14 protein-coding genes are annotated in these 20,342 nt (G+C 63.0%); 11 read left to right on the top strand and 3 right to left on the bottom strand.

Translation table 11 applies throughout. The features are described 5' to 3' along the window. Positions 1-31 precede the first annotated feature (31 nt). The 3 genes from E3T38_RS16345 to E3T38_RS16335 form a co-directional block, all read right to left on the bottom strand. Positions 32-688 (bottom strand): hypothetical protein, encoded by a 657-nt coding sequence (locus E3T38_RS16345; protein ID WP_134549158.1) that lies wholly within the window; start codon positions 686-688, stop codon positions 32-34. A 92-nt stretch (positions 689-780) separates the two neighbouring features. Beyond that, entirely contained in the window at positions 781-1,857 is a 1,077-nt protein-coding gene (locus tag E3T38_RS16340; RefSeq protein WP_134549157.1) for a TM2 domain-containing protein, read from the bottom strand. A 50-nt stretch (positions 1,858-1,907) separates the two neighbouring features. Continuing rightward, positions 1,908-2,396, bottom strand: coding sequence for a hypothetical protein (locus E3T38_RS16335; protein ID WP_134549156.1), 489 nt, complete (start codon positions 2,394-2,396; stop codon positions 1,908-1,910). Positions 2,397-2,634: 238 nt separating this feature from the next. On the opposite strand from E3T38_RS16335, the gene E3T38_RS16330 reads away from it, so the two are divergent. The 11 genes from E3T38_RS16330 to mobF all read left to right on the top strand — a co-directional run bounded on the left by E3T38_RS16330 (position 2,635) and on the right by mobF (position 20,055). Next, positions 2,635-4,671 (top strand): hypothetical protein, encoded by a 2,037-nt coding sequence (locus E3T38_RS16330; RefSeq protein ID WP_134549155.1) that lies wholly within the window; start codon positions 2,635-2,637, stop codon positions 4,669-4,671. Positions 4,672-4,709: 38 nt separating this feature from the next. Beyond that, positions 4,710-6,287 (top strand): class I SAM-dependent DNA methyltransferase, encoded by a 1,578-nt coding sequence (locus E3T38_RS16325; RefSeq protein WP_134549183.1) that lies wholly within the window; start codon positions 4,710-4,712, stop codon positions 6,285-6,287. Between the two features lie 98 nt (positions 6,288-6,385). Then, positions 6,386-7,438, top strand: a complete 1,053-nt coding sequence (locus E3T38_RS16320; RefSeq protein WP_198417374.1) for a restriction endonuclease subunit S — start codon at positions 6,386-6,388, stop codon at positions 7,436-7,438. A 58-nt stretch (positions 7,439-7,496) separates the two neighbouring features. Then, the gene (locus E3T38_RS16315) at positions 7,497-10,703 is read left to right on the top strand and encodes a type I restriction endonuclease subunit R (RefSeq protein ID WP_134549153.1); all 3,207 of its coding nucleotides are present in this window, start codon (positions 7,497-7,499) and stop codon (positions 10,701-10,703) included. Positions 10,704-10,905: 202 nt separating this feature from the next. Then, the gene (locus tag E3T38_RS16310; RefSeq protein ID WP_134549152.1) at positions 10,906-12,078 is read left to right on the top strand and encodes a GTPase; all 1,173 of its coding nucleotides are present in this window, start codon (positions 10,906-10,908) and stop codon (positions 12,076-12,078) included. Positions 12,079-12,105: 27 nt separating this feature from the next. Continuing rightward, entirely contained in the window at positions 12,106-13,050 is a 945-nt protein-coding gene (locus E3T38_RS16305; protein WP_134549151.1) for a GIY-YIG nuclease family protein, read from the top strand. Between the two features lie 206 nt (positions 13,051-13,256). Beyond that, positions 13,257-13,415, top strand: a complete 159-nt coding sequence (locus E3T38_RS16825) for a hypothetical protein (protein WP_166805553.1) — start codon at positions 13,257-13,259, stop codon at positions 13,413-13,415. A gap of 86 nt (positions 13,416-13,501) precedes the next feature. Beyond that, on the top strand, positions 13,502-14,248 hold the full coding sequence (locus E3T38_RS16300) for a hypothetical protein (RefSeq protein WP_134549150.1): 747 nt from the start codon (positions 13,502-13,504) through the stop codon (positions 14,246-14,248). A gap of 16 nt (positions 14,249-14,264) precedes the next feature. Continuing rightward, positions 14,265-15,413: an XRE family transcriptional regulator gene (locus E3T38_RS16295; protein ID WP_198417373.1), complete on the top strand. Its 1,149-nt coding sequence runs from the start codon at positions 14,265-14,267 to the stop codon at positions 15,411-15,413. A gap of 12 nt (positions 15,414-15,425) precedes the next feature. Next, the gene (locus E3T38_RS16290) at positions 15,426-16,151 is read left to right on the top strand and encodes a DCL family protein (protein WP_134549149.1); all 726 of its coding nucleotides are present in this window, start codon (positions 15,426-15,428) and stop codon (positions 16,149-16,151) included. A gap of 382 nt (positions 16,152-16,533) precedes the next feature. Further along, positions 16,534-20,055, top strand: a complete 3,522-nt coding sequence (gene mobF, locus E3T38_RS16285; protein WP_134549181.1) for a MobF family relaxase — start codon at positions 16,534-16,536, stop codon at positions 20,053-20,055. Positions 20,056-20,342: the final 287 nt, after the last annotated feature.

Raw genomic sequence — 20,342 nt, 5'->3', positions numbered from 1 at the left:
AAAAAGCGTCGACAGGGGGGGGGAAGCCGCCCTAGCCGGACTTCGTGAACGGAGCGCAGCGGGATGTCTTGATGAGACCGTCAGAGGTCTGGACCGTTATCACGGCCGGACCGGAGCTGAGGTTGTTGTCAATGATGTCGTCGCCGGTGGCGTTCAGACGCGCCCAATAGCAGTTAGATCCGCCGTCCGATGAATATGTCCCCGGCTGAATATCGGTGCCAACCCGAAATGTTCCGTCGCCAGCGAATGTGTTGGCGGCGATGACGTCTTCGGCGCCCTTGATCTCGCCCTCGCGTGTATCCAAGGCCGATGACCGCGCGGTCAGCGCGGCCTCTGCCGCCGTGAGCTCTTCCTCCCGAAGCTCCGCGGCACCCACCTTCGACCGCAGTCCGCTGATCGTATCGTTTTGTTTGCTCCAGTCGCTTCGGAGTGAATCGTAGTTGTCACTCTTCGTTGTGAACTCCGCCTGAACGTCATTCGTTGCTCCTACCTGGCTCGAGAGCATGACCCCTAAGGTCGCGATGGCGATTGCTGCGACAGCGCTGGTGGCGACTAGGACGAGTAGTGGGGTGCGCGTGGTTCGCAAGTCGGGCATCCGCTTGAAAAGAATGGACAAGCGGGTGGCAAGGGCCGCGCCGTGTAAGCGAAGGCGAGGCGGAGTTCGACTCGGTTTGGTGCTGTCGTTCATGATGGTTCCCCCTCTGTTGATTTGCGCGTCTGCGCGGTAGTGGGGGGCCGGACTGCCCTCGCCCGGCCCCACCTACCCCCTTTTCGGGCAGGCTATTCGGCGAGCAGCGTCCAGTTGCCGTCGGCGCTCACGACGATTGCCGAAGGGCCTGAGCTGAGCGGCACCGTTCCCGAGTAGGCGCCGATTTCGTTCACGAGCAGCCCCATGCTGAAGGTCTCGTCGGTCTCCTCAAGGATCGAGAAGTTCCTCGAGCCGTCGTGCGTAGCTGTGAGCTTGCCGGCGGAGCCGTCGAAGAGATACACGCCGTCGCCGACACCGGATGCGACGAGCGCGGGAGCCGCAGAGATGGGCGCGATGGTCAGGCTCCAGTTTCCGTCGGCCGTGATTTGCAGGGTCGTGTCTTCACCGAATGAGTTGAAGCCGTACTGGGTTGTGCCGCTGTAAGCGCCGATTGTGTTGACGAGCAGTTGCCCTGTGGAGGCGTTGCTCGCGTCGAGTACGGAAATTGAGAAGTTTCTCGTACCGTCGTGGGTCGCGGTGACGATTCCGGCAGTGGCGCCGGCCGGCAGCGTGATGAGGTTGTCGCCGGCGCCGGTCTGGGTGATGACCGCGAAGGTGCCGAAGGCGTCGTCGGCCCAAGTCTGCACGGTGTCGACCGGCGCCGCTTCAACGACCGCCTCTTCAACGGCGGGGTCCTCTGCGGCCGGTTCGGCCGCCGAATCGGCGACGGGAGCCACGGCCGCCGGAATAGCACTCTGCGCGTTGCTCGCGTTGACTCCGGAGACGATCATTGACAGCACGGTTACCGCGCCGGTGATGATCCAGGCGATCTTCTTGTATTGGTCGTACCCGGCAAGCCGGAGTCCCTGCTTGTCGCGGCCCTGGGCGAGAACGAGGATCAGATCAACGAGCCACCAGATTCCCAGGCCGCCGAACGTCAGCAGTTTTGCTACGCCTGAGCTGACCTTGCCGAGGTAGAAGCGGTCCACGCCGAAGATGCCGAGCAGCCAGGCAAAGAGCCAGGTGGCCACAAAGGACTTCGGTGAGACCGCGGGGCCGATCAGTCGCGCGTCGGTGGCCGGTACGGCGGGGGGAGCTGGCTGCAAAAACTGCTCCTGCTGGGATGTCGGCACTCCGGCCGGAGGTGCGTTGCGGTTAGTCGTGGGCATGTTGTGATCCTCTGTTTGTTGTGATGGGTGCGTGAACTGCAAATGCAGAGCTACTGCTGGGAAAGTTCGACGACGATGTCGAGACCGCTATCCGGGTGATAGCCCCAGGAGGCGTCGAAATCGTCCCAGGTCGCCGTCTGCCGGCCGTCGAGTGCGCGCGTGCTGCCAATGCGCGTGTTGACGCTGTCGGGTACCTCGAGTTGGTCGAGAACGCAGAGCACGTCGATGTATTCAGCACCGGGAGACTCTTCGCCTTCGCTCTGCATCGAGATGCTTTGGCCCTCGTCGCCCACGGTGATCCACACTTTGTTGGCAACGTCGCAGGTCTCGGTGGCAGCGGCGATGGCGGTGGACGCCAACAAAGAGCCGGTCCCTCCACCCAACGACGCAGCGGTTAGCGTGCCGCCGACACCGACGATGAGGCCAATGGCCAGGCTGACGAGACCGATCGTCAGGTCGCGTTTGTTGAACGCGGGGCCCTGTGGCAGCGGCGGCGGTGCGAGTTGTTCGGCCGTGACGTCGCCGAATTCTGGTTCCATGATGGTGCTCCTCTAGCTGGGATGCAGTGTGAGCGGGTGAGGGGCGGTCATTCCCCCCAATGACAACGACCGTTCCTCACCCGCCGGTACCGACCGACTGCGGCGGGCACGACACCAAACTATTGGTTCGCTACAAACAAAACGACTCGGACGTTGATAAGAGGGGTTATCAGTAATAAATGTTGCACAACAATCCGGGTTGGCCGTAGCCTGAGGTCATCAACGAGGGGAGCGCAGCATGACGACCACCGACACCAGCCTGCTGATGACCATGTCCGACATCGCGGGCCTTGCCCAGGTGCAGCGTCCGGTCGTCTCGGTCTGGCGCAGCCGCTCGGCCGGAACCGATACTCCCTTTCCGGCCCCGGTCAGCCGCCAGCGCGGTGTCGACCTCTTCGACGCCGACCAGGTGGGTAGTTGGCTCGAACGCACGGGCCGCGGCAACAACCGCGACGCCACGGCGGATGCTGCCGCTTACGCCTTACCCGACGCTTCGCAGGGTGCAGACGAGTTCGACGAGCAGACCTTTCGCGGCGTCACCGCTCTGATCGCCCTCCGCGCCGCGAGCGATCACGCGCTCAGTACCCTTACCGCAGCCGAGCTGGTCGACCTGGCCGACGAGCATGACCCCGACGACGACCTGCTGCTCCGCGAGATCGAAGCCCTCGGTGACACCCTGCCCGTGCTGGCCACCTACGTCGATGCCCTGGTCGAAGCCGCGTTCGGCCCGGCGCCCGCCTTCGAACGGATGCTCACCGACCGTTTCAAGCGCAACCTCGCCGGCGAGGGCGACCTCACGCTCAGCCGCGCGGCCCTGAACCTCATGACCGAGACCGTCACCGCGCTGCGCTTCACCCAGCCCGCCGATTCGGTGTTCGTCGACCCCACGGGCAGCGCGAGCGACCTGCTCATTGCTATTCACCAGGGCGAGGTTTCGGTGATGACGGCGAACGTCGACAGCCCCGCAGCCCGGCTGCAGCGCCGCCGCCTGATGGTGCACGGAATCGTGCGCACTGAGCTGCAAGTTCTGCCGTCCGGCGCTTTCAGCGTCACCGGCGCCGCCGTGCACGTGGCGCAGTATCCCTCGGCCGTCCGGCCCACGATGACGCCGGAGCAGATTCTCTCCGATATCGAGCAGAGCGTGCTGCAGATGACCGACGAACAGCTGGCCGTGGTTCTGGCACCTGCATCGGTGCTTATCGACATCGGCCTCAGCCGCGACGCCGAGAAACTGCGCTCATCTCTGTTGCGCTCCGGTCGAGTGCGCGCCATCGTGCGCCTGCCCGCCGGGCTGCTGACTGGCAAACCGCAACAGTTGCAGGCGCTCTGGGTGCTCGGCGGCGCCCATACCGCGGTCGCCCTCGCCGACCGGTACGCCATGGTGGCCGACCTCGTGGCGACGCCGCTCAATGAGGCCGCCATCGACGCACTCGTGAGCGACCTCGCCGCCTCGCTCGGCAGCCAGCGCCTGGTGCGCGCCCACGCCTTTCGCTTTGCCCGACTCGTGCTCACCCGCAGCCTGCTCGCCAGTCGCCGCTCACTCGTGGCGGGGGTGAGCACCGTAATCCCCGCACGCGATCAGCCCGCCGCGGCGCTCGCTGTGTCCATCGACCGGCTCGCGGCACTGCTCCATGCCGACCTGGCAGTCGAAGCCGCGAGCGAACAGGCCACGACCTCGACCGTGCACGAGCTGCTCTCCACCGGGCACCTGCGCTATATCCCGGGCAATCGCATCGCCGCCGAGGATGTCAGTAACGACGTGATCGAGGGCGCAGCGGATGCCGCCAGCATCCGCTTGATCGGCCCGGCCGAAGTCGCGAACCCTTCGCAGCTCGGCCACCGACGCATCGACCGATTGAGATTCGCGGCAGGCTACCCCTCCGGCCGCGTCACCGAGCCCGGCGACGTGGTGTTCTGCACCTCGCCGCGGCCAGCCGCAATGGTCGACACCGATGGCACCTCGGTCGTGCTCTTTCCGGCCCGAATTTTGCGCATCGAGCAGGCCGACCCGAATGGTCTGCTCGATGCGGTACTCGCCGCCGACATTGCGGCGTTGCCCCCCGGCCATCGCCGATGGCGCGCCTGGCCGGTGCGTCAGGTCGCCTTGGAACAACGCGCGGCGCTTGTCGACGCTCTGACCTCGCTACGGTGGGAACAGAAGCTTGCGCGCGAACGGCTGGGGCAGCTCGATCAGCTCACCGATTTGCTCTTGGCCGGTGTCACCGCTGGCACTATCACCCTTGCTTCTGACGCACCATCGAAAGGAACTACCTAGTGGCACCGAAGACCAAAATCGCCGCCCTGCCGTCGACCATGAAAGAACTCAAAGACACCCTGTGGAAGGCCGCCGACAAGCTGCGCGGATCCATGGACGCCTCGCAGTACAAAGACGTCATCCTCGGCCTGGTATTCCTCAAGTACGTCAGCGACTCCTTCGACGAGCGCCGAGAGCAGATTCGCACCGAGCTCGCCGCCGACGGCCTCGACGACGACCAGATCGGCCAACTCATCGACGACGTCGACGAATACACCGGCCGCCGCGTGTTCTGGGTGCCCGCCGCCGCGCGCTGGACCTACATCGCCGAAAACGCCAAGGGCATCGCAGGTGCGGCCGGGGAGCCGTTCAAGCAGGTCGGTCAGCTCATCGATGAGGCCATGGACCTCATCATGGTGGCCAATCCCACCCTCGCAGCCACGCTGCCGCGTATCTACAACCGCGACGGTGTCGACCAGCGCCGCCTGGGCGAGCTGCTCGACCTGTTCAACTCCGCCAGGTTCACCGGCGAGGGGTCGACCAAAGCCCGCGACCTGCTCGGCGAGGTCTACGAATACTTTCTGGAAAAGTTCGCCAAGGCCGAGGGCAAACGCGGCGGCGAGTTCTACACCCCCGCCGGCGTCGTGCGCGTGCTGGTCGAAATGCTCGAACCCACCCGCGGCCGCGTCTACGACCCGTGCTGCGGATCAGGCGGCATGTTCGTGCAGGCCGAGAAGTTTCTCGAAAACCACCATAAAGAGGGCTCGGAGCTGTCGGTCTTCGGCCAGGAACTCAACGAGCGCACCTGGCGCATGGCCAAGATGAACCTCGCCATTCACGGCCTCAACGGCAACCTCGCCAGCCGCTGGGGCGACACCTTCGCCCGCGACCAGCACCCCGACATGCAGGCCGACTACATCCTCGCCAACCCGCCCTTCAACATCAAGGACTGGGCCCGCAACGAACAGGATCCCCGCTGGCGCTACGGCGTGCCGCCCGCCGGCAACGCCAACTATGCCTGGATTCAGCACATCATCTCCAAGTTGAGCCCCGGCGGCAGCGCCGGCGTGGTCATGGCCAACGGGTCGATGTCGTCCAACTCCGGCGGTGAGGGCGAGATTCGCGCCCAGCTCGTGGAGGCCGACCTCGTCACCTGCATGGTCGCCCTACCCACCCAGCTGTTCCGCAGCACCGGCATCCCGGTCTGCACCTGGTTCTTCGCCAAAGACAAAACGGCGGGAGAGAAGGGCTCGATCGACCGCACCGGCCAGGTGCTGTTCATCGACGCCCGCAACCTCGGCACCATGGTTGACCGCGCCGAACGCGCCTTGAGCGACGACGACATCGCCAAGATCACCGGCACCTATCACGCCTGGCGCGGCACGCCGTCGGCAGCGGATGCCGGCCTCACCTATGCAGACGAGCCCGGCTTCGCCTACTCCGCGTCGCTCGCCGAGATCAAAGCCGCAGACTATGCGTTGACTCCAGGGCGTTACGTCGGTGCCGCCGAGACCGAAGACGACGCCGAGCCGATCGAGGAAAAGATCGCCCGGCTGAGTGCCGAGCTGTTCGCCCAGTTCGACGAGTCCGAGCGCCTTGCGGCGGTCGTGCGCGAGCAATTGAGACGCGTTTCATGACGTCTCAAGAATGGGAAACGCGGCCGCTAGCGAACTTCCTTACTTTGCGGACCTACGGTTTTACGAATCCGATGCCGACTACTCCGACTGGGCCTTACATGGTGACCGCCAAGGACATTCGCGGCGGTCAAATTGATTACGAAAGCGCCCGCCACACATCCCCCGAAGCTTTCACGGGCAAGCTGACGGACAAAAGTCGCCCTATGGTCGGCGATGTCTTACTCACTAAGGACGGAAGCATCGGCCGAGTTGCAGTTTGCGACATATCGGGCATTTGTATAAATCAGTCGGTCGCTTTACTTCGGCCAAACGAGAAAATCCTGCCCAAGTTTCTTTCGTATTTGCTGCAAGCGCCCGTTTACCAAGAGCGCATGGAACGAGACTCTGATGGGTCAACCATCAAACACATTTACATAACACGCGTCGACAGGATGCCAGTGGCTGTGCCAGACCTTGACGAGCAAGGAAGGATTGTTGACGTGCTGGGCGCACTCGACGACAAGATCGCCGCCAATACCAAGCTGATTTCGACGATTGACGCGCACATGGCGCTCGGCCTCACCGCGGCAATCTCCAACGGAAGTCGAATTGTCGCGCTAGGAGACATCGTAGCCTTCCACAATCGTCGACGGATTCCACTGTCGTCAAGAGATCGGGAGTCCCGCTCCGGATCGGTTCCTTACTACGGAGCCAGCGGAGCATTTGACACTGTTGATGTTGCTATTTTCGACCAGCCGCTGGTCTTGGTGGGTGAAGATGGATCGGTGATAAACGCCGACGGCACGCCAGTCGTTCAGTACGTTTGGGGCCCGGCGTGGGTGAACAACCACGCGCACGTCTTGACTGGTGAAGGCATCTCGACCGAGCTCCTTTACTTCACGATTGCGCGCGAGCAGGTCACCACCCTAGTCACGGGAGCCGTTCAGCCCAAGATCAACATGGGAAATCTGAAACGACTGGAACTGACCCTGCCAACGGGGACTGCACTTCAAGAAATTGAGCGTTTAGTCGCCGCCGAGACTGCATTCAAACGACTCTGTATAGAGGAAATGCGAGCGGTCGCGGCGATTCGCGACGCTCTGCTCCCGCAGCTCATGTCTGGCAAGCTCCGCGTCAAAGACGCCGAGAAGTTACTCGCGGGCGTGCTGTGATGCCCAACGCGCGGCTCAACTAGCTTTCACCAGCGTCAAAGTATTGAGGGGATAGGCAATGACGATCACGACATCGACTCCACTACAGGGGCTGTCCGAAGCCGCGTGGGAGAACTTCGCGCTCGATCAGCTGGGGGAGCCGCTCGGCTGGCTGCCGCTGCCCGGTGAGAAGATTGCGCCGGGCACGGGGGAGCGCGAGTCGTGGGGCGAGCTGCTCATTCGCCCGCGTCTGCTCGAGGCGCTGCGCAACCTCAACCCGACCGTTCCGGTGGAGTACCTGCGCCAGGCGCTCGCCGAGCTGACCTCGCCGAAGTCGATGGACGCGATCACCGAGAACCAGCGGATGCACGAGTACTTCGTGCATGGCTTTCCGTTCAGCTACCTCGATGCCAGCGGGGCCGAGGTGAGTCCCAGCATCCGCTTGATCAGTTCTGACCCGGCGCAAAACGACTGGTTGGCCGTGAACCAGGTCACCCTGCGCCAGGGCGACTACCTGCGCCGCTTCGACCTCGTGCTGTACTGCAACGGCATGCCGGTGAGCATCATCGAGCTGAAAAATGCGGGCGGCGAGCGAGCCACCGTTGCCGCCGCGCACTCCCAGCTGCAGACCTACTTGCGCGAGTTTCCGCTGGCGTTTCGGTTCTGCGTCTTCACGCTCGCCTCCGACGGGCAGTCTGCCGCCTACGGCACGCCGTTCACTCCGCTCAACCACTTTTCGCCGTGGAACGTCGACGATTACGGCATACCGGTGCCGCCGGACAGCACCACGCTGCTGGGCGACGCCGTCACCGGGCTCGATACCGCTCTGGCCGGCCTGTACAACCAGGAACACTTTCTGCAGTTGCTCACCTATTTCACCGCGTTCGATGAGGGCGACGACGGACTGACCAAGCGCATCGCCAAACCGCACCAGTTTTTCGCCGTGAACAAGGCGGTCGCGAGCACCGTGCAGGCCGTCGCCAGCAACGGCAAGGCCGGTGTGGTCTGGCACACGCAGGGGTCGGGCAAGTCCATGGAGATGGAGTTGTACACCAACCTGGTGACGCTGCATCCCAAGCTGAAGAACCCCACCGTGGTCGTGATCACCGACCGCAAGGAACTCGATGGGCAGCTGTTCTCGTCGTTCGATCGCAGCCTGCTGCTGCCGGGCAAACCGGAGCAGATCCTCAGACGCTCCGACCTGCGGCAGAAGCTGAGCGAGCGCAACACCGGCGGCATCTTCTTCACCACGCTGCAGAAATTTGGAATGAGCAAGGCGGAGAAGGATGCCGGGATGGAGCATCCGCTTCTGTCGGACCGGCGCAATATCATCGTGATCGTCGATGAGGCGCATCGCAGCCACTACGACGACCTCGACGGGTATGCCCGCCACCTGCGCGACGCCCTGCCACACGCAACGCTCATCGCATTCACCGGCACGCCCATCTCGTTCGACGATCGCAACACGCAAGACGTGTTCGGCGACTACATCGACGTGTACGACCTCTCTCGCGCGGTCGACGACGGCGCGACCGTGCCGGTGTACTTCGAGCCGCGGCTGATCAAGGTGTCGCTCGCAGCTGACGTCACGGAAGAGATGCTCGACGACGCGGCCGACGACGCCACCCAGGGGCTCGACGAAACTGAACGCGCCCGCATCGAACAGAGCGTGGCTGTGGTCAACGCGGTCTATGGCGCGCCTGAGCGCATTGTCGCCCTTGCCGCGGACATCGTGGCGCACTGGGAGAACCGCCGCAGGCACATGATCAAGTTCATCGAGAAGCCCGGCAAGGCCATGATCGTCGGCGGTACCCGCGAGATTTGCGCGCTGCTGTATGAGGCGATCATCGATTTGCGGCCCGACTGGCACTCGGCGGCGCTCGATCAGGGACTCATCAAGGTCGTATATTCGGGGGATGCGACAGACAAACCGCCGGTCTATAACCATGTGCGGCGCACTTCCCAGAACGACGCGATCAAGGCGCGTCTCAAAAATGTCGACGACCCGCTCGAGCTCGTGATCGTGAAAGACATGATGCTCACCGGCTTCGACTCGCCGCCGCTGCACACGCTCTATCTCGACCGGCCGCTCAAGGGTGCGCTGCTCATGCAGACGCTCGCGCGGGTGAACCGCACCTTTCGCGGCAAACAAGACGGACTGCTCGTGGCCTACGCGCCGCTTGCCGAAAACCTGGCCAAGGCGCTGGCCGAATACACAGCGGATGACCAGACCGGCAAGCCGCTCGGCCGCAACATCGCCGAGGTGGTCGCCCTCACCGAGACGCTCGTCGAGACCCTGCGCGGGCTGCTGGCCGGATACGACTGGAAGACCGTTCTGCACAAGGCCGGACCGAAGGCGTACCTGAACGCGGTGACCGGGGCCGTGAACTACCTTCGGGCTCCCGGTACGCCTGGGAACCAGCTCGCAGCGGGCGAAGAGACCCTCGGCGTGAAGTACCGCCGATATTCCGGGCAGCTGTCGCGGGCCTGGGCGTTGTGTTCGGGGTCGCAGAACTTGGCTTCTTTGCGGCCAGAGATGCAGATCTACGAGGAGATTCGGGTCTGGACGGCCAAAGCGGATGCCCTCGAGCGGCAGTCCCGTGGCGAGCCGATCCCCGAGGAGATCCAGCGGCTGCTGGGGGAACTGATCGCGTCCGCGACGTCATCCGGTGATGTGCTCGACATCTACGAGGCGGCCGGCATGCCCAAGCCATCGCTCAGTGACCTGACACCGGAGTTCGTGGCTAAGACGCAGCAGGCGCGCAACCCGCATTTGGCGATTGAAGCGTTGCGCAAGTTGCTGACCGAAGAGGCCGTGGCATCCACTCGCAACAATATGGTGCGGCAGCGCGCGTTCTCGGAGCGCATCACCGAGCTGATGAACAAGTACACCAACCAGCAGCTGACCTCGGCCGAGGTGATTGCCGCGCTCGTGGAGATGTCGCGGGAGGTTGCCGCAGAGTCGCAGCGTGGTTCGCACTTCAAGCCGGCACTGACCAGCGATGAGCTCGCGTTCTATGACGCGGTGGCGCAGAACGAGTCCGCAGTGGACCTGCAGGGCGAGGGCAAACTGGCCGACATCGCGCGCGGCCTCGTGCAGGTGATGCGCCGCGACGTGCGCACCGATTGGACCGTGCGAGACGACGTGCGCGCCAAGCTGCGTTCGTCGATCAAGCGGCTGCTCGTGCTGAACGGCTACCCGCCTGACCAGCAGCCCGCCGCGATCAAACTGGTGATGGAACAGATGGAGTCGATGGCGCTGCGCTTCGCGGGGGAGCGCGCATGACTTCATTGCTGGCGTTTCGGATCATCGGACGAAAGCGATTAATAATCCGTGGATTACATTCTCCAAGTCGACGTCGATAGTGACGAGAAGGCGCTGACGCGCGTCGACGGCTTGCATATCTTGGAATTCTCGTAATGAGATAGCGTAAAAAAAGTCAGGTCCGGCCAACTGGGGTCCGAACCGAAAGAAATGGACCATATCCATGGCAACAAAGTCTGCTCAGAATGATCTGGACATCGACGATCGCCCATTCATCGAGGCAAATTCCGACGCGCGTAGCCGGTATGGACGCTTCAACCTGGCGATCATCGGTGGGACAGGCGTTGGCAAGTCTTCACTCGTCAACGCCGTGTTCGGCAAGGAAATTGCCAAGGTAGGCAAGGGAATGCCGGTGACGCGTGATGTCGACTATTACTACGACAATAAGTCGTTAGGCCTCTGGGACTTCGAAGGATTCGAGATTGGCTCGGCCAAATCACCCGCGGAATCGCTCAGGGCGAATTTGAAGACCATTTCTGAGCGCCCAGCCGAGGAACAGATCGCCGTTGTTTGGTACTGCGTGCTGGCTAAGGCTGACCGACTGACTCAGACAGACATCGACCTGATTCGCGAGCTTGACGCCGCAGGACTGCCCGTAGTCCTCGTCTTGACCAAGGTTGATTGGACGAAGAACGCGCTCACCGGAAGGTACAAAGCGCCGAATGATGTTGAAAAATTCCGCGACTGGCTCGAGAAACCAGATGACGCTGACAAGAAGCCCATCACCATTCCAATTCAGCGCGTCATCTTGACTGCCGCTGTGGGGAGCCAAGGGAAGGGCGCGGGCCACGGACTCGGTGAGCTCGTGGCTGAGACCCTCACCTTGTCGCCCGAAAACGAGAAAGATGCCTTTCGTATTGCCCAGAAGCTCAATCTTCCTTGGAAACGCGAGATGGCTCGTCCGGTGATTGCGATCGCGGCGTCGGCCGCCGCCGCGAGTGCGGCCGTCCCGATCCTCGTCGCAGATGCAATAGCGCTTGCGCCGATCCAAATGGCGATGATGGCACGCATCGCAGTGATCTACGATCTCGAAATGAAGTCGATGCTCTCGGGGTCTGCACTCGCGCAATTGGGGTCGCAAATTGTTGGCAAAGCTCTAGCGCGGAGTTTCATCAAGCTGATTCCTGGCGCTGGCAATGTGGTCAACGGTGCCGTGGCATTCGCTTTGACCGCGGCCACCGGTGAAGGGTGGCTGCGACTGTCCGAGCGGATCCATACGGGCGACGTCGATGTGTCTCAGGTCAACGAAGTTTGGCGGGATTACAGCCCGACGTTAGCGTCCATTATCAAGAAAATGGTGGAGGCCAGGGGCTCTCGCAACTCGGTCGGCTCCTAAGGTATCCGCGACAAAGGAGTTCAGAGAATGAGTATCGGGAAATCAGTGCGGCTCTTCCTAGCTGAAGGCACCCCGGGCGGTTTATTGACTGCAGAAATCATGAACTGGACCGGACACGTCCTTGCGGCGCCCCGGTCCGATCTGGCTGGCCTACTCAAGCGTCCGGAATCGAGTCGAACTGGTATCTACATTCTGATTGGCGATGATCCCGAGAGCGTTGGCGGTGTCTTGGCTTACATCGGCGAAGCCGACGATATCAGCAGACGGCTCTATCAGCATGCTCGCGTTGAGGCGTCCAACGGCAAGGATTTCTGGGACCGGGCAATCGTCCTCACCAGCAAGGACAGCAACCTGACCAAAGCGCACGCGCGTTATCTGGAAAGCCGGTTTATAACGCTTGCTCTACGGGCCAAGCGAGCGCGACTCCTCAACGCCACCGCGCCACCACCCTCACCTCTTCCCGAAGCTGATGTGTCCGACATGGAGCATTTCATCGCCGAGGCCAAGATTGTGCTTCCTGTGCTCGGAGTCAATCTCTTCCGTTCGGCGTCCATCGCACTCGAGACCCCCGGGGCCGAGTCGATGACTGCCACATCGTCTCACCGCTCGCCGCTCTTCACTTTGCAGAATCGCAGAGAGGCATTGACTTCGACAGCCGTCGAGGTCGACGGTGAGTTCACCGTTCTGAGCGGGTCCGCGGCTCGACTTGTCCGGAGCTCTGGCGAGGACGGATACCTGCGCTTGCGAAAGCTATTGGAGCAGGATGGCACGATTGTCCCGTCAGAGGATGGTGCCTCGATGTACTTTGCCCGAGACCAGGTCTTTGCTAGCCCTAGCGCTGCGGCAGCGGTTGTCTCAGGAAGGAGCACATCTAACGGTCGAACTGATTGGAAAGTGCAGGACACCGGAATCAGCTACGGGAGTTGGCAAAACGAAGGTGTTGACCTGGCTCCCGAATCACCGGCGTTCTGACTTTTGCGCAGAGACTCGTTTCCTCGATCAGTCTTTAGCTTCCACGCCTCTTGCAGATCGAGGGGGAGCGGGCATTGTCGCTGCAGAAGTCATAGGCCATGCCGTTGGCAGTCACGATGCTCTCGGGATGGAGTTATCCATGTCGCGTATTTTGGACTCCGGGCGTTCGCAGTGACATGCAGTCTCGCCCCGCCAACGGACGGGCGATGCTTGTCGGCCAGATCAGAAAAGCCTTCATTCGTGAAGCCGCAATACCGGGCGGCCACTCGGTCGGAATCCGCAAGATGTTCGCTCTGATCAAACGTGGCTTTCCCGAAAAGACGGCTAATTTGGCCATTTCTGGATATTTGCTCCAACCAATTTGATCGTTTGGTGATTTTTTCTGAAGCGACGGGGTAGTGTTAAGGTCATCCGAAGAACACCGGAGCCGAAACTACCCTGAAGGAGCACGATGCAGCAGCCGCCCGAACCGTCCGAATGGTTCCTCTCCCGCTTCGGTGAGCACAGCATCGCGGTGATGGCCGCACTCGTCGCGGCCGGCGAGCAGGCACAGGAACGTTCTCTCGAAGCCAAAGTCGGCAGCAGATTGAGAACCAACGATGCTTATGGTTCCTTCTGGCTCAGCCTCAGGGAAGAAGTCGTTGCCCATCTCGCATTCCTGCCTGCCCTGGAGACCGTGCGTCCAACCCGAGGCCGGTATTCGCTTCCGGTTTACGATCAAATGGTCATCTTCTCCGCAAAATGCCCCAGTGGCACTGCTGGACCGGACCGGATCAAGCTCCGCAAGTCGAAGGTCGTAGCGAACATATTTGACATCGAGAAGCGCGCCTCCGCCCAAACTGCGCTTGACTTTAGCAGCGTAGAAGACGAGGGCGATGATGACGGCGAAGAATTCCCTCCGATGCCTGCGTCGCTGGGCGGAGCCACAAAGCTGATCTTTGTCGCTTACGACTGCACCGCGCAGGGCGGCATGCAGCACGTATACATCGGCGAGGCGACGCTGCCCGCTGACGGCTCCGTGCAGTGGCTCTATCGAGAAGAACTTCCCCTGCTCGCATCCACCGCCTTGCCGCTGTCGCTCACCCTCGTTGACGACGAGCCGACCCGACGCTTTGACGATGCGCCGCTGCCGGTAAACGTGCTCGAGCTACTGGCGGAGACTGCGGACGCCTCGGCTGCCGCAACGCCGGAAGCTTAATTTTCCGAAGGACATAATGAACTCGAACTCTCCACCCACTCCTAGCCTCAGCGACCGCGATATCGCGCGCGCCTTCGATCCCGCCCGACTACGGCAGGCGCGTCAACTCGCGTTGAAAACGAAACAAGACCTCGCTGGGGACCTTGCTGTTTCGCCCGCCATGATCGGACAATACGAATCCGGAGTGTCTGTTCCCAGGGCTGAGCACATCCCATCAATGGCCCGCAGTCTTGACGTGCCCCGCGAGTTTTTCGCGACCGGACGCCCTCAAACGTCGCTGGAGTCAGGCGATGCTTTTTTCCGCTCGTTGCGATCCACGACGGCCAAGCAGCGCGCGAAGGCGACCGCCTACACCGAACAGCTGTGGGAGCTGGTCAATGCCATCGAAAGTTACGTCCGCCTGCCAGATGTCGACCTTCCCGGATTCCAAGGCGGCGAAATCGCTCCCGAAACTTTCTCGAAAGATCCGACGACATCTGCGCAACAGCTCCGCGCGGCCTGGCGCCTCGGCAATTCTCCGATATCGCACGTGGTCAGGACCATCGAAAGCCACGGCATCGTAACAATTCTCGTACCTTTTGTGGAAACTGAAGTCGCCCGGATTGACGCTTTCTCCACCATGTCGTTGTCTAGGCCGGTCATAGTCCTGTCGCCCAGCCGAGCCAACGACATACACCGCCATCGCTTCACGGCCGCCCACGAGCTCGGTCACCTCGTGCTTCACGGTGGTCAGACCGCGGGTGACGCGAAGCTTGAACGAGAGGCCGATAAATTCGCGGCCGAGTTCCTTACTCCCTCCACGGTCATTCAAGACCTTTTGCCTCGCCGGCTCGACTTTGGGCGGCTGGGTCAGCTCAGCGACGAATGGGGCGTGTCGATCAAGTCGCTTGTTTATCGCAGCCGCGAGCTCGGCCTCCTTTCGGATCCAACGGCTCGTCGCGCGTACATCCGACTGAACCAGCTAACGGACGAAGGAGCCATCGTTATCCAACCCGTCCACCAGTTTGCAGGAGAGGTTCCGGTATTGCTCAAGCAAGCCGTGGAGCTCGCCGAAACACGCGGCCTCACCATTCCCATGCTTGCAAAGAAATTGGCTTGGAAACCGGCCAGAGTTCGCACTTTCTTGGGTCACATTGACGAGCGACCCCAGCTCACGATCGTTTAGGAGTCAGCACAGATGGGAAAAGCAATCCCGGTCCATTTGGACAGTTTTACGTGGGAAACGAAGGGTGAGGCAGAGGCAGCGTTCCGGGCAATTCTGCATGACGCACGGTACGCGATTTATGATCGAATTTCTGACCCGATGCACGATCGTATGCTTCGCGAACTCGTGGAACGGCATCCCGAGGGACTCACAAAGCTAGGCGTAGGCATCGACCACTTCTTCATCGGACGCACGCGCGACGGCGAATACACCATGGCCCGTAGCGACGCAACTGGCATTTGGCTGCAACGCTCCGACGGCGAAAGGGAAGATTTTGGATACCTCGCAGCCATACGTCAACACAGTCCGCGTTCGCGAGCAAAGGAAGGCTTGAGGGCCGCGATCACGGATAGGCGAACGGACTTTCTCGAATCGAGATTGGGCGCTGGTGGGCCAGTTCTCAGCGATTTGAGCCGAGAAGAGATAGTTAATCATTCCGATGCACAAGTCATCTACATCGATCCGACATGGGAACAACTCACTTACCGCTTCGCTCAGTCAGAAGGAGGCTGGGAGGAGATTGAACTTGATACCGGCGCCGGGCGCGCTCTGATTGGCAGCCAGCTCGCGAACAAGGTCCTGGAGAACCGCTGGCTTGAGTTTTTCGACAAGAACGCAGTGTTCAGCCTCGCGTCGCATGATGAGGCAGTCCGACGACCACGGTCGGACGAAACCGCTTGGAGGGGTATCGCAGTGTGACCTCGATAATACGGGGCGGAGCGTGATTTCAGATCGTCGTGCAGTTTCTCCTACCCGTTGACTCTGCTCGTATCCTCGGGCGGTGAGATAATCGGACGAAGCTGTTTGGCAGGGTTGCTACCAAGCTTCGTGATTCTATGGAGTTTTAGTGACAGGACTCCATCTGCGTGAGGTGATCGCCTTTAGGAGCCTAACTACGCGCACGACCCCTTGAATAACGCCCAGCGGGAGGCTGTGCGCAGCGGATCGTTGGCCATATTGTTCTGAGAGGCCATGCGCCTCTTCCGCCCTGCTCCGCGTTCGTATGCACTCATCGAGATCCTGTTGCGGCTTGAAGCGCACCTCCGGTATGAAAGAGGAGGAGCGGCCGGTGACGGTGTCGATGCGGGTGATGAGTGCTGGCGACGGCTACAAGTACCTGCTGCGCACAGTCGCCGCCAGTGACGGCGACCGCTCGATGTCGACTCCGCTCACCCGGTACTACACCGCGGAGGGCACGCCGCCCGGCCGGTGGCTTGGCGCCGGCCTCCCCGGTCTCGGAGGCGGCCTCATCGTCGAGGGCGACCCGGTCACCGAGGCCCAGCTGCAGCTGCTCATCGGCCTGGGCCGCGACCCGGTCACCGGCGAACCCCTCGGGCGCGCCTACCCGGAGTACCGCACCGCCATCGAACGCGCCTCGGCTGACAGAAGAGCTGGCGGCCTCGAGAACGGTCCGACGGAGCGGGCGGTGGGTGCCGCGGCATCCGCTAATGAGGAACCGGACGCAAAACGGCGTCGCGCCGTTGCGGGCTACGACTTCACGTTTTCGATTCCGAAGTCGGCGAGCATCCTCTGGGGTGTCGGCGACTCGGCCACGCAGGAGCGCATCGCGGCGGCCCACCATGCGGCGGTGGCCGAGGTGCTCGCGTACATGGAGCGCGAGGTCGCGGCGACGCGCACCGGCACCACGGCGCAAGGCGGCGCGGTCGCGCAGGTCGATGTGACCGGTCTGATCGCGACGGCGTTCGATCATTTCGACAGCCGGGCTGGCGACCCGCACCTGCACACGCACGTCGTGATCAGCAACAAGGTGCAGACCGTGCTCGACAGTAAGTGGCGCTCGCTCGACGGCCGGCCAATGCACGAGGCGGTGGTGGCGCTCTCCGAACTGCATGAATCCCTGTTTGCCGACGAGCTCACGCGATCGCTCGGCGTGCAGTGGCAGCAGCGGGAGCGCGGGCGAGATCGCCACCCGGCGTGGGCTCTGATGGGCGTGCCGGAGGCGCTCGTTGCGGAATTCTCGACCCGGGCTCGGCACATTGACGTCGAGACTGACCGGCTGATCGAGGAGTATGCGACCAGTCACGGGCGGCGCCCGACGCCGGTGACGATCATGAAGCTGCGCGCGCAGGCCACGCTCGTGACGCGGCCGGCGAAGCAGGTGCACTCGCTGGCGGACCTCACGGCGGCCTGGCGAGAACGCGCTTCCCGCGTGCTCGGAAACGAAGTATTGACGGTCGCCGAGTCGTCGCCGGTGTTGCTGCGTGCCGAGGATCTGCCTCGCGAGACAGTGGATGCGCTCGGGGCGAGCGTGATGACGGCCGTCAGCGAGAAGCGCGCCACCTGGCGGCACTGGAATCTCGCCGCCGAGGCCGCGCGCCAAACGATGCCGTACCGGTTCGCGTCGGCCTCCGATCGGGAGGCCGTCGTCGGCCACATAGTGGATGCTGCCGAGCGCGCGTCCCTGCGCCTCACGCCGCCAGAGCTCGCCGTGAGCCCTGTGGAGTTTCAGCGGGATAATGGGACGTCGGTGTTTCGGCCGAAGCACTCCGTCATGTTCACGTCGACCGAGTTGCTGGAAGCGGAGTCTCGGTTGCTGGCGCGCGCTGCGCTCTTGACTGCGCCCCGCGTGGCGCTCGGTTCGGCCGCTACTTCTCGGTTGCCAGGTGGCGGCCGGCTTGCCGATGACCAGCTCGCGGCACTTGCGTCGGTCGCTGGTTCGGGCCGTGTCATCGACGTGCTCGTGGGGCCAGCCGGCGCCGGCAAGACGACGGCGATGAACGCACTTCGGCGGGCCTGGGAAGCAGCGCATGGTGCAGACTCGGTCGTAGGGCTCGCTCCCTCGGCCGCCGCGGCGACGGTACTGGCGACGGACCTCGGCATCGCAACGGAGAACCTGGCGAAGTGGTGGCAAACGCACGTCGACCAAGGTCCGTCGTTTCGGGCCGGGCAGCTCGTCATCGTCGACGAGGCATCGTTAGCCGGCACGATGCCACTCGACCGGGTCACTGCGCTGGCTACATCAGCGGGCGCGAAGGTGCTGCTGGTCGGCGACTACGCGCAGCTGCAGTCGGTCGATGCGGGTGGTGCGTTCTCGCTGCTTGTGCACGATCGAACGGATGCGCCCGAACTCATCGACGTGCACCGCTTCGCGCACGAGTGGGAGAAGACCGCTTCCCTCGGACTGCGCCAGGGCAACCCCGACGTGATCGACCGGTATGCCGCTCACGATCGCCTGCGGGATGGCAGCACGGAGGCGATGGCGGATGCTGCCTACGAGGCGTGGCGGGTGGACATCCGCTCGGGAAAGTCCACCGTGCTGATCAGCGACTCGAACGAGGCCGTCGCAGCGCTGAACGTGCGCGCTCGCAGCGAACTGATTCTGGAGGGCCGGGTCGACGCGCTGCGCGAAGTCGCCCTGCATGACGGAATCCGCGTTGCCGTCGGTGACACTGTCATCACCCGCCGCAACGATCGCCGGCTGTATGCGGCGCGCAGCTGGGTACGCAACGGCGACCGGTGGAACGTGATCAGCGTGCATCGGAACGGTTCAGTCGAGGTACGACGGCAGGGACGGCGGTGGGGGAGCACGGTGCTGCTGCCCGCGTCGTACGTCGCGCAGCACGTCGAGCTGGGTTACGCGGTCACGTCGCACCGGGCGCAGGGAATCACGACCGACACCGCGCACGTCGTGGTCGCGCCGAGCATGCCGCGCGAGAACTTGTACGTGGCGATGACGCGGGGGCGCGAGGCGAACACCGCCTACGTCGCCGTCGACCGGCCCGATGCTGCTCACCTGGGGCCGCGGCCGGGTGACGCTACGGACGTGACGGCGCGCAGCATCCTCTGTGGCATTCTGCAGCATGTCGGTGCCGAGCTTTCCGCGCACGAGACTCTGGCGGCCGAGCAGGATGCCTGGGGATCGGTAGCGCAACTCGCCGCGGAGTACGAGACCCTCGCGGCGGCCGCGCAGCACGACCGATGGGTTTCCCTCGTGCGAGCGAGCGGTCTCTCGCCTGGCCAGGCCTCGAACGTGGTTAATTCGGATGCCTTTGGCCCGTTGGCCGCGGAGCTTCGGCGGGCCGAGGCCCACTTTGTGGACGTTGCGAGCCTGCTGCCGCGCGTGGTGGCGGCTCGTGGGTTCGAGGACGCTCAGGACGTTGCTGCGGTTCTGCGGGCCAGGGTGGCATCGGTGGTGTCGCGGGATACCGCAGCGGGTCGAACGCGCCGCGCGCCGCGTCTCATCGCCGGGCTCATTCCTCGCGCAATCGGGCCGATGGACGCCGCCATGCACCAGGCCTTGGTCGACCGCGCCGACCTGATCGAGTCGCGAGCGGCCGCCGTGCTCGACCAGGCGTTGATCGCGGAGGAGCCGTGGACTCGAGCACTCGGCGCCGTGCCGCGCGGTTCGGCTGCTGCTGCGTGGCACCAAAGCGGATGCGCCGTCGCGGCCTACCGCGACCGCTACGGCATCGTCGGCGCTCACCCACTTGGCGCGGCGCCAGAATCGACGGCGCAGAAGCTCGATGCGGCTCGGGCTCGCGCCGCACTTCCCGCGGCTCAACATTCGGCAGGCGGGTCTGCTTACGCCACAGCTCAAGCGATTGGCAACGGGCGGTCACTCCGCGGCGGTACCCGGCGCTAGGGCGGCAAGAAACGAGGCTCCGACACGGAAGCGGTTTCAGACACTTAGCCCCATGCGACCTTGAACGGAAATTTAGTATACAGACAGAGGTCATTTGCGTTGAAGGGTTGCAGATGCACCCGACGACGCGCAAACCGGGCTTTCATTTTACGAATGTGGTTTCGACATACCGGACAGATCTTCACCTGTGCTGGAAAATAGAGCAAATACCGATGGCTTAGCCGGTCGCGTGATCGATGTCGGCGCCGGTCCCTGGGGCGCAGGATTTGAGACCTTCTCCAAGGCGG

The sequence above is a fragment of the Cryobacterium sp. Hb1 genome (assembly GCF_004403585.1).
Taxonomy (GTDB): Bacteria; Actinomycetota; Actinomycetes; order Actinomycetales; family Microbacteriaceae; genus Cryobacterium; species Cryobacterium lyxosi.
The sequence above is the reverse complement of the archived record's forward strand: the minus strand, read 5'-3'. Positions and strand labels throughout refer to the sequence as shown.